Raw genomic sequence first — 10,343 nt, 5'->3', positions numbered from 1 at the left:
GTCCTGAGCGTGGATAAACGGGCGCGGGGCCGGTACCGTCTCACCGGTTCATCACAGGTACGTCTCCGCAAATTCCGTATCAGGGTGGGGAGTTCCGCATGGACAGACGCGGATTCAACCGGCGGGTGCTGCTGGGCGGCGCGGCCGTCGCGACCTCGTTGTCCCTGGCCCCCGAGGCCGTCGGCGCCGACACACCGGCGAAGACGGCACGGGCCGGCGGCGAGGTCAAACGCATCAAGCTCTACGCCGAGCGGCTCGCCGACGGGCAGATGGGCTACGGCCTGGAGAAGGGGAAGGCGACGATCCCCGGACCGCTGATCGAACTCGACGAGGGAGACACCCTGCACGTCGAGTTCGAGAACACGACGGAGGTCGCGGTGAGCCTGCACGTGCACGGACTGGACTACGAAATCTCCAGCGACGGCACGAAGTCGACCAAGAGCGACGTCGAGCCCGGCGGCACCCGCACCTACACCTGGCGCACCCACGCCCCCGGTCGCCGCAAGGACGGCACCTGGCGGGCGGGCAGCGCGGGCTACTGGCACTACCACGACCACGTCGTCGGCACGGAACACGGCACGGGCGGCCTCCGCAAGGGACTGTACGGCCCGGTGATCGTCCGGCGCGCGGGCGACATCCTGCCGGAGAGGACGTACACGATCGTCTTCAACGACATGACGATCAACAACAAGCCCGCGCACAGCGGCCCCGACTTCGAGGCGACGACGGGCGAGCGCGTCGAGTTCGTGATGATCACGCACGGCGAGTACTACCACACCTTCCATCTGCACGGTCACCGTTGGGCGGACAACCGCACGGGCATGCTCACCGGGCCCGACGACCCCAGCCAGGTCATCGACAACAAGATCACGGGGCCGGCCGACTCCTTCGGCTTCCAGGTGATCGCGGGGGAGGGCGTCGGGGCGGGCGCGTGGATGTACCACTGCCATGTGCAGAGCCACTCCGACATGGGGATGGTGGGGCTGTTCCTGGTGAAGAAGCCGGACGGGACGATCCCGGGGTACGAGCCGCACGAGCACGATCACTGACCGATCATGGGCGGGTGACTCTTCTCCTCACCCGCGGTGACCTGGAAGCCGTACTGGACCCCGTGGACTGCCTGGCCGCGCTGCGCGACGGCTTCCGCGCGGCGGACGCCGTACCGGTCGCCGGGCAACGGGTGCGGACCGACCTGCCGTTCCCCGGCACCGCCACGGCGCTGATCCCCGGCCTGCTGCCCGGCATCGAGGCGTACACGGTGAAGGTCAACGCCAAGTTCCCGGGCGCCCGGCCCGCCCTGCGCGGGGTGATCTGCCTGCACAGCGGCCGGGACGGGGAACTGCTCGCACTGCTGGACTCGGCGACGGTCACGGCGTGGCGCACGGGACTGGCCGCCGCACTGGGCACCCAGGTGCTCGCCGGACCGGGGACCGTGCTGGGGGTGATCGGCGCGGGCGCCCAGGCCGAACTCATGGTGCGCGGACTGGGCGTACTGCGGCAGCACCGCGCGCTCGTCGTCCACGACACGGACGGCGACCGGGCCGCGGCGTTCGCAGCGCGGCACGGCGGGCGGGCGGTGGCCTCGCCGACGGAGGTCGCCGCAGCCGCCGACATCGTCCTGCTGGCCACCTGGTCCCGCGCGCCGCTGCTGTCCCTGGCCGACACCCGGGAGGGGCAGCACTTCACCAGCCTGGGCGCCGACGAGCCCGGCAAGCGGGAGCTGGCCGCCGACCTGCTCGCCGCGTCGCTCCTCGTCGTGGACGACCGTCAACTGGCCGCCACCATGGGAGCTTTGACGCCCGCAGGCCTCGACGCCGATGCCACCTTGGGCGAGATCCTGCGTGGCGAACACCCGGGGCGGGTGAGCGCCGGGACCCGTTCCGTCTACGCCCCCGTCGGCCTGCCCTGGCAGGACCTGGCGCTCGCGTGGCGGGCGTATCGGCGGGCGGAGCGGGAGGGGGTGGGGCGGCGGGTGGATCTGCTGGGGTGAGGGGGCGTCGTCCGGTCCTGGTGTGTTGTGTGGCGGAGGCCGGGTTGCGGGTGTGGGCCGTCATCGCCCAGCTCTGGTGTGCTGTGTGGCGGAGGCCGGGTTGCGGGTGTGGGCCGTCATCGCCCAGCTCTGGTGTGCTGTGTGGCGGAGGCCGGGCCGCGGGTGTGCGCCGTCATCGCCCAGCTCTGGTGTGCTGCCCTGCAGAAGCCGGACTACCGGCGTGACCCGTCATCGCCCGCTCCGCGCCCACTGCCGTGCCAGAAGCCGGATTTCGATGACCCGAGAGCGCTCTCATCCTCGCTCTCCGCCCACGGCTATCCTGATCCGCACCCGCCGGTGAGGAGCCCCGAAGTGACCGAGACAGCGTCGCGTCCCACGCTGGAGGCCGTGGCCGCGCGCGCCGGGGTCTCGCGGGCCACCGCCTCCCGGGTGGTCAACGGCGGGGACGGTGTGCGCGAAGCTCTCGTCGAGCGGGTCCGGCGGGCGGTGGAGGAGCTCGGGTACGTGCCCAACCAGGCCGCCCGCAGCCTCGTGACGAGGCGGCACGACGCCGTCGCCGTCGTGGTCGCCGAACCGGAGACCCGGGTCTTCGCCGACCCCTTCTTCGCCCTGCAACTTAGGGGAATCAGCAAGGAGTTGACGGCCCACGACAACCAACTCGTGCTGCTGCTCACCGAAGGCCGCGACGACCACGCCCGAGTCGGCCGCTATCTCGCCGGCGGACACGTCGACGGAGCGCTCGTCTTCTCGCTGCATCTCGACGACCCGCTGCCCGGACTGATCCGGCGCGCCGGAGTCCCGACCGTCTTCGGCGGACGCCCCGGCTGGGACGACGGCCACAGCGGCGACGTGGTGTACGTCGACAGCGACAACCGCGGCGGCGCCCGCCAGGCCGTACGCCACCTCGTGGGCCTCGGCCGCAGCCGCGTCGCGCACATCACCGGCCCGCTCGACCAGACCTCGGCGGCGGACCGGCTCGACGGGTACCGGGACGTCATGACCGACGCCGGCCCGAGGCTGGTCGTCCAGGGCGACTTCACCCCGGCCGGCGGCGAGCGGGCGATGCGCGAACTCCTCGACCGGTGCCCCGACATGGACGCCGTGTTCGCCGCCAACGACCTCAGCGCCGCCGGCGCCCTGCGGGTGCTGCGCGAGCGGGGGCGGCGCGTGCCCGAGGACGTCGCGGTGATCGGCTTCGACGACATGCTGCCCGTCGCCGAACAGACCGATCCACCGCTCACGACGGTCCGTCAGGACATCGAGGAAATGGGCAGGTTGATGGCCCGCCTGCTGCTGCGCGGCCCGGACCGGGGCACCACAGCAGAAGAGGGAGTGACCCCCTCGGGCGTCGTCCTGCCGACGACACTGGTCCGCCGCGCCTCGGCGTGACCCCAGTCTTTATGAGTCTTTATGTCTGCGGCATGAGTCTTTATGTCTGTGGCGGCGCGCTCTTGATCACCGCGAAGCGGGCGCCGTACGGATCGGCGAGTTCGGCGATCCGGCCGACGTTCTCCAAGTCCGTCGCCGGCAGGCGCACGGTGCCGCCCCTTTCCTGGGCCGCGCCGACCACCGCGTCCGCGTCCGGAACCTCGAAGTACGGCAGCCAGGCGCCGGCTTCCGCCTTGGTCGGATCGTCCTCCAGCGGGACCATGCCGCCGAACATGGCATCCGGCTCGGTCCCCAATGGGTGGACGGTGGTGTACGTCTCCCCGGCGAACGTGACCGCGGAAGTCTCCCAGCCGAACACCGCGTTGTAGAACCCGGCGGCCGCGGGAAGGTCCGGCGTGTACAGCTCCAGCCAGCACAGCGAGCCCGGTTCCCGCACGACGTCGAGGCCCTTGTTGGCGCCGGGCTGCCAGATGCCGAAGGACACCCCCGCCTGGTCGGCGAGGATCGCCATCCGGCCCAGTTCCATGACGTCCATCGGCTGCATGAGCACCGAGCCGTGCGCCTGTTCGGCGGCCTTCGCCGTGGCGTCCGCGTCCGGGGTCTGGAAGTACACGGTCCAGGAGGGCGGGCCCTGTTCCGGGGTGGTCTGCATGCCGCCCGCCGCGGTCCTGCCCTCGAGCTGGAACAAGCCATAGCCGCCCACCTCGGGCCCGCCCGGCTGGAACTGCCAGCCGAAGAGCCCGCCGTAGAAGGAGGCGGCTCCGTCGATGTCGGGTGTGCCTAGATCCAGCCAGTTCGGAGCGCCGGTGACATAACGGGTGGTGAGCATCTCTGCCCTCCTTTGAGGGGTCCCGTTGCCTGCACTGCCGAGTCTCGCACCGCCCACTGACAATCGCGCGGGGTTGGACCAACTGATCGGATAACCCTGGGTGATCGGCCGCATTCATTTTGTCGTACGGCGTTCCGCGTGCCGTCGTGCGCTCGGGCGCCCGCCGCGTCATCATCGGATGGCCGGAGGCCTTTGGCCACGGCGTTGATCCCGCGTTGATGGAATGTTTTTCGCGGCCCGGCAGGATCTCGGTCATGCACATAGAAACGATCACCCCGGCCGACCTCGCCTGGCAGGCCCAGGCACTGTGTGCGCAGACCGGGGCGGACTTCTTCTTTCCCGAACCGGGCAGCTCGGTGCGTGAGGCGAAGCGCATCTGCGGCATGTGCGAGATGCGCTCCGCCTGCCTGGAGTACGCCCTGGACAACGACGAGCGCTTCGGCGTCTGGGGCGGCCTGTCCGAGAAGGAACGGCTCCACCTCAGGCGTACGACCGACTAGGTCTCTTGCCCTGCCGCCGACCAGGTCTACTGCGCTGCCGCGCGAGCCGCCATCCGCTCCTTGCGCGCCGCCAGCTTCTCGTCGAACTTCGAGGCCTCCGTGTCCAGGCCGCCCATGTACAGGCCGAGTTCCTCCTGGGCCTTGAGGCCCTCCGGGCCGAGGCCGTCGATCTCCAGGACCTTCAGGAAGCGCAGGACGGGCTGGATGACGTCGTCGTGGTGGATGCGCATGTTGTAGATCTCGCCGATCGCCATCTGCGCGGCGGCCCGCTCGAAGCCGGGCATGCCGTGGCCGGGCATCCGGAAGTTGACGATCACGTCGCGCACCGCCTGCATCGTCATGTCGGGCGCGAGGTCGAAGGCCGCCTTCAGCAGGTTCCGGTAGAAGACCATGTGCAGGTTCTCGTCGGTCGCGATGCGCGCCAGCATGCGGTCGCAGACCGGGTCGCCGGACTGGTGGCCGGTGTTGCGGTGCGAGACGCGGGTCGCCAGCTCCTGGAAGGCGACGTAGGCCACCGAGTGCAGCATGGAGTGGCGGTTGTCCGACTCGAAGCCCTCGCTCATGTGGGACATGCGGAACTGCTCCAGCTGGTCCGGGTCGACCGCGCGCGAGGTGAGCAGGTAGTCGCGCATCACGATGCCGTGCCGGCCCTCCTCCGCGGTCCAGCGGTGCACCCAGGTGCCCCAGGCGCCGTCACGGCCGAAGAGCGAGGCGATCTCGTGGTGGTAACTCGGGAGATTGTCCTCGGTCAGCAGGTTCACGACCAGCGCGATCCGACCGATCTCGGTGACCTTGGACTGCTCCTTGCCCCACGCCTCGCCGTCCTCGAAGATGCCCGGGAAATTGCGGCCGTCGCTGAACGGTACGTACTCATGGGGCATCCAGTCCTTGGCGACCTTCAAGTGCCGGTTGAGCTCCTGCTCGACGACTTCCTCCAGCGCGTACAGCAGCCGGGCGTCGGTCCAGGCGGAGGACGCGCTGCCGAGGTGAGGGGAAGTGATCGTCACGGGTACTCCAGGGGGCGCGGAAACATAGGAAGAGGCGCCGGCGAGCGGTGCCGGGCCGGTACCTACGGAATCGTAGGCTACGTCTCCGTAGGTTACGAGACCGTAGGTTAAGCGAGGTGTAAAGATCCCTGATCAGCCGTGTTCCCCGAGCATGACAAGCCATTCCAGGAACCGCAGGTCGCGGCCGAAACGGAAAAGTTCGCGTCCGCTCAGGCGTACAGCTCCCGCATCCGCACCGAGAGGCATGTCACACAGCCTTCGAGCTTCTCGAACTCGCTGATGTCGACCAGGACGGGCTCGTGGCCGAGGTCGGCGAGCAGGTCCGCCGTCTTGGGCGCGCTCGCCGCCATCAGCAGCTTGGCGCCGCCGAGCAGCACCACGTGCGCTCCGGAGTCCTCCGGCACCGGCAGGAAACGCGGGAAGAGCGAGGGCGCGTCCAACTGCGGGATGCGGCCGAGGACCGTCCCGTCGGGCAGCGCGGTGACCGCCGTCTTCAGGTGCAGCACTTTGCTCACCGGTACGGCGACCACCCGCGCCCCGAGCGGCTCGAAGGCGGCCCGCAGCTGCTGGACGCCCGCCGCGTTGGTCCGCCCGCCGCGGCCGACGTAGATCGTGTCGCCGATCTTCAGCACGTCGCCGCCGTCCAGCGTGCCCGGCTCCCATATCCAGTTCACCGAGCAGCCCAGGCGCGCTACGGCCTCCTCGACCCCGATGGTCTCCTCACGCCGGGACTCGGCGCCGGGCCGGGTGATCAGCGCGACGTTCTTGTACATGACGACCGTGTCCTCGACGAACACGGAGTCCGGGCAGTCGTCGGCCGGGTCGACCTCGACCGTCTCCCAGCCGTGCGTCTGCAAAGCCTCGACGTACTCCTCCCACTGGTCGAGCGCGAGATCGACGTCGACCTTCTCTCGCTCGATGTGCGTGACCAGACCTTCGGCGAGGAGCGGGCTGGGGCGGCGGACGAGGGCCTTCTGGCTGGGCACGAGGGAACTCCGTATCGGCGTGACGGTGTCGGCGGCCCCAAAAGGCGCCGATGAGCCATCATGCAGCGCAGGTCGGCGCGGGCAAAACCCCCGTTGTCAGGCTGTGGCCCTCCTGAGACGCTCCGCGGTGCCGGAGTCCCGGGCGGCGAGGAGCCGCCCAGGGGGTCACTCGAAGATCGCTAGGCGGGATCCTCGACGGCTTCCGACGTGGTTTCCCTCAGTTCTCCTTCCTCGAGAAGCAGCCAACGCGTGATGCCGATCGACTCCAGGAACGGCAGGTCGTGGCTGGCCACGATCAGTGCCCCCTCGTACGACTCCAGCGCGTTCGTCAGCTGCCGCACGCTCGCCATGTCGAGGTTGTTCGTCGGCTCGTCCAGCATCAGCAGCTGCGGCGCGGGCTCGGCCAGCATCAGCGCGGCCAGCGTCGCCCGGAAGCGTTCGCCGCCGGACAGCGTCGCCGCCTTCTGGTCGGCGCGGGCGCCCCGGAACAGGAAGCGGGCCAGGCGGGCCCGGACCCGGTTGTTGGTGGAGTCCGGCGCGAACCGGGCCACGTTCTCGGCGACGGACAGCTCGCCGTCGAGCACGTCCAGCCGCTGCGGCAGGAACCGGAGCGGGACATGCGCCTTCACCTCGCCGGAGACCGGCTCCAACTCCCCGGCGATCGTCCGCAACAGCGTCGTCTTGCCCGCGCCGTTGCGCCCGATCAGCGCGATGCGCTCGGGACCGCGCAGGTCGAAACCGCCCGCCACGCGCGCGCCGTACGCGATCTCCAGGTCCAGGAGGGTGAGGACGGTACGGCCCGGAGGTACGGCCGTATAGGGCAGGTCGACGCGGATCTCGTCGTCGTCCCGTACGGCCTCCACCGCCTCGTCGAGCCGCTCCTTGGCCTCGGTGAGCCTCTCCTCGTGCATGATGCGGTGCTTGCCCGCGGACTCCTGCGCCGCGCGCTTGCGCGCCCCCATGATGATCTTCGGCTCGCGCTTCTGGTCCCACATCTTCTGCCCGTACCGCTTACGGCGGGCCAACTTGACCTGGGCGTCGGCCAGTTCGCGCTTCTGTTTGCGGAAGTCGGACTCGGCGACGCGCACCATGCGCTCGGCCGCCTCCTGCTCGGTGGCGAGCGCCTCCTCGTACGCCGAGAAGTTGCCGCCGTACCAGGTGACCTCCCCGGAGTGCAGATCGGCGATCTGGTCGACCAGTTCGAGGAGTTCACGGTCGTGACTGACCACGACCATGACCCCCGGCCAGGCCTCGACGGCCGCGTACAGCCGCCTGCGCGCGTACAGGTCGAGATTGTTCGTGGGCTCGTCGAGCAGCAGCACGTCCGGCCGGCTCAGCAGCAGCGCGGCCAGGCGCAGGAGCACCGACTCGCCGCCCGACACCTCGCCGATCGTGCGGTCCAGCTCGATGTGACCGAGCCCGAGTTCGCCGAGGGTGGCGAGGGCTCGTTCTTCCACGTCCCAGTCGTCGCCGACCGTCTCGAAGTGGGCCTCGGCCACGTCACCCGCCTCGATCGCGTGCAGCGCGGCCCGCCGCGCGGAGATGCCGAGCGCCTCGTCGACCTTCAGGGCGGTGTCCAGGGTGACGTTCTGCGGGAGGTAGCCGACCTCGCCCGCGACCCGGACGGCGCCGTCGGCCGGGGTGAGTTCCCCGGCGATCAGCTTCAACAGGGTCGACTTTCCCGACCCGTTGACACCGACCAGGCCGGTTCGGCCGGGGCCGAAGGAGACGTCGAGGCCCTCGAAGACGGGGGTGCCGTCGCGCCAGGCGAAGGCGAGGGACGTACAGGTGATGGATGTAGGCATACGGGGTCTCCGCGGTTGCTTGAGGCGGTCGAGGGGCAAACGCGTATCGAGACACCTGCGACCAAGGGGGAGAGGCCCCGGGGGCATGGGAAAGGCCCTGCTCCGGAGGACGGCTCGAACGCCGAGGTCGCACGCAACGCACACACCTCATGTGTGTGACGCGGTGTCTCAGGACCTCAGACGAGCAACGTCCTTCTCCAATCGACGGCAACAGGACCGCTCTACACCGTATGAGCGGCCTTGGGGACTGTCAACGAATTAACTGAGCCCCGATCGCACCGTCCGAAGGAGACCCCGTGTCCCATGACTCGCTCCCGCTCTCGCTCCCGGCCCGGCTGTGCCTGCTCGCCTGGGACAGCACGGACGGGGACGTCACCGGCGCCCCGCTGGCCCTTGTGGTCCGGACCGGTGCCCTCGTCGAGCTGGCCCAGCGCGGCCTGCTCATCGACGAGGACGGCATCGCCACGCCGGCCGACATGGACGCCGAGACGGGGGACCCCGTCCTCGACGGTCTTCTCGAGCTGGTCCGCGAGTCCCGGCCGCACGGGTGGCGGACCTGGGTGAACCTGCGGGCGCGGATCACCTTGGACGCCGTACGGGAACAGCTGGCCGCCGGGGGCCACTTGCACGCGGACAAGCGACGGGTCCTCGGGGTTTTCCCCACCGTGGAGTACGCCTTGGCGGGCGTCGCCGCGGTGGACGCGCTGCGCGAGGCGGCGCGGGCGGTTGTGCTGGGGCCGGCCCCGGTCGCGGAGGTCTCCGAGCGGGACGCGGCACTCGCCGTGCTCGCGGACGCCGCGGGGGTGGTCGCCGACGACGAGCATGACCAGGGCCGTCTCGAAGAGCTCACCGAGCGCGGCGGGGCCGCGGCACCCGTGCTGCGGACGGCCGCCCGAGAGGTGCGGGCGGCGCGGGCGGCCGCGTCCGCCGTCGGTTGAGCCTCCTCAGGTCCATGTCGGATTCCTGCCAGACCGCGCCGGGCGTGGGCTGATGGAGTGAGCCGTATGACGAACCAGGACAACCTCCGCGACCGCGCCCTCGTCTTCCGCTCTCTGCACGTGCCGGGAAGCCCGCTCGTCCTGCCCAACGCCTGGGACACCGCGAGCGCGTGCGTCGTCGCGGACGCCGGCGCCGCCGCGGTAGCCACCACGAGCGCGGGGCTCGCCTGGGCCCTGGGTGCGGCGGACGGCGACCGGCTGGACCGCGACCGTGCCCTCGATGCGGTCGCCCGCATCGCCGCTTGCGTTGACGTGCCCGTCAGCGCCGATGTCGAGAGCGGCTACGCGAAGGACCCGGCGGGCGTCGCCGACACCGTCCGGGCGGTGCTCGCGGCGGGCGCGGTCGGTGTGAACATCGAGGACGCGTTGTACGAGGGCGACGGCGGGCCGCTGCGGCCGGTCGCCGAACAGGCCGAGCGCATTGCCGCCGCCCGGGAGGCCGCCGACGCGGAGGGCGTGCCGTTGTTCGTCAACGCACGTATCGACACGTTCCTGCGGGGCGCCGGGGGAGTGGACCTCACGCTGGAGCGGGCCGCCGCCTTCCGCGCCGCGGGCGCCGACGGGATCTTCGTCCCCGGGGCCGTCGATCCGGGGACCGTGAAACCGCTCGTCGACGGGATCGACGGCCCGCTGAACGTCCTGGCCGGTCCCGGCGCGCCGCCGATCGCCGAGCTGGCGGCGCTCGGCGTCGCACGGGTGAGTGTCGGCTCGGGCATCGCCCTGGCCGTACATGCCCTGGTCCGCCGCGCCGCTCGGGAACTGCTGGACGCGGGGACGTACGAGTCGCTGACGGGCGGGCTCGACTACGGCGAAGTCAACGCGCTGCTGGGGTGAACGCG

General features: G+C 70.7%; 10 protein-coding genes. 6 read left to right on the top strand and 4 right to left on the bottom strand.

Translation table 11 applies throughout. The features are described 5' to 3' along the window. The first annotated feature begins 98 nt into the window (after positions 1–98). The 3 genes from AB0I77_RS38640 (at position 99) to AB0I77_RS38630 (ending at position 3,379) form a co-directional block, all read left to right on the top strand. Complete coding sequence (locus tag AB0I77_RS38640; RefSeq protein ID WP_363287477.1) at positions 99–1,049, top strand: multicopper oxidase domain-containing protein; 951 nt, start codon at positions 99–101, stop codon at positions 1,047–1,049. A 14-nt stretch (positions 1,050–1,063) separates the two neighbouring features. Continuing rightward, on the top strand, positions 1,064–1,990 hold the full coding sequence (locus AB0I77_RS38635; RefSeq protein WP_363287476.1) for an NAD(P)-binding domain-containing protein: 927 nt from the start codon (positions 1,064–1,066) through the stop codon (positions 1,988–1,990). A 351-nt stretch (positions 1,991–2,341) separates the two neighbouring features. Next, the gene (locus AB0I77_RS38630) at positions 2,342–3,379 is read left to right on the top strand and encodes a LacI family DNA-binding transcriptional regulator (protein WP_363287475.1); all 1,038 of its coding nucleotides are present in this window, start codon (positions 2,342–2,344) and stop codon (positions 3,377–3,379) included. A 40-nt stretch (positions 3,380–3,419) separates the two neighbouring features. Here the strand turns inward: AB0I77_RS38630 and AB0I77_RS38625 are convergent, their stop codons facing one another. Next, positions 3,420–4,208: a VOC family protein gene (locus AB0I77_RS38625; protein WP_363287474.1), complete on the bottom strand. Its 789-nt coding sequence runs from the start codon at positions 4,206–4,208 to the stop codon at positions 3,420–3,422. A gap of 254 nt (positions 4,209–4,462) precedes the next feature. Between AB0I77_RS38625 and AB0I77_RS38620 the strand changes: the two genes are divergently transcribed. Then, positions 4,463–4,708: a WhiB family transcriptional regulator gene (locus AB0I77_RS38620; protein ID WP_363287473.1), complete on the top strand. Its 246-nt coding sequence runs from the start codon at positions 4,463–4,465 to the stop codon at positions 4,706–4,708. Between the two features lie 26 nt (positions 4,709–4,734). Here AB0I77_RS38620 and AB0I77_RS38615 read toward each other — a convergent pair whose 3' ends face one another. The 3 genes from AB0I77_RS38615 to AB0I77_RS38605 form a co-directional block, all read right to left on the bottom strand. Then, positions 4,735–5,715 (bottom strand): acyl-ACP desaturase, encoded by a 981-nt coding sequence (locus AB0I77_RS38615; protein ID WP_363287472.1) that lies wholly within the window; start codon positions 5,713–5,715, stop codon positions 4,735–4,737. Positions 5,716–5,924: 209 nt separating this feature from the next. Then, positions 5,925–6,701 (bottom strand): dimethylargininase, encoded by a 777-nt coding sequence (gene ddaH / locus AB0I77_RS38610; RefSeq protein WP_363287471.1) that lies wholly within the window; start codon positions 6,699–6,701, stop codon positions 5,925–5,927. Positions 6,702–6,880: 179 nt separating this feature from the next. Next, a complete protein-coding gene (locus AB0I77_RS38605) occupies positions 6,881–8,506 on the bottom strand; it encodes an ABC-F family ATP-binding cassette domain-containing protein (RefSeq protein ID WP_363287470.1) in 1,626 nt (541 codons plus the stop codon). A 296-nt stretch (positions 8,507–8,802) separates the two neighbouring features. Between AB0I77_RS38605 and AB0I77_RS38600 the strand changes: the two genes are divergently transcribed. Beyond that, complete coding sequence (locus AB0I77_RS38600; RefSeq protein ID WP_363287469.1) at positions 8,803–9,444, top strand: GPP34 family phosphoprotein; 642 nt, start codon at positions 8,803–8,805, stop codon at positions 9,442–9,444. 66 nt (positions 9,445–9,510) lie between these two features. After that, positions 9,511–10,338, top strand: a complete 828-nt coding sequence (locus AB0I77_RS38595) for an isocitrate lyase/phosphoenolpyruvate mutase family protein (protein ID WP_363287468.1) — start codon at positions 9,511–9,513, stop codon at positions 10,336–10,338. Positions 10,339–10,343 lie beyond the last annotated feature (5 nt).

The sequence above is a fragment of the Streptomyces sp. NPDC050619 genome (assembly GCF_040654815.1).
Taxonomy (GTDB): domain Bacteria; phylum Actinomycetota; class Actinomycetes; order Streptomycetales; family Streptomycetaceae; genus Streptomyces.
The sequence above is the reverse complement of the archived record's forward strand: the minus strand, read 5'-3'. Positions and strand labels throughout refer to the sequence as shown.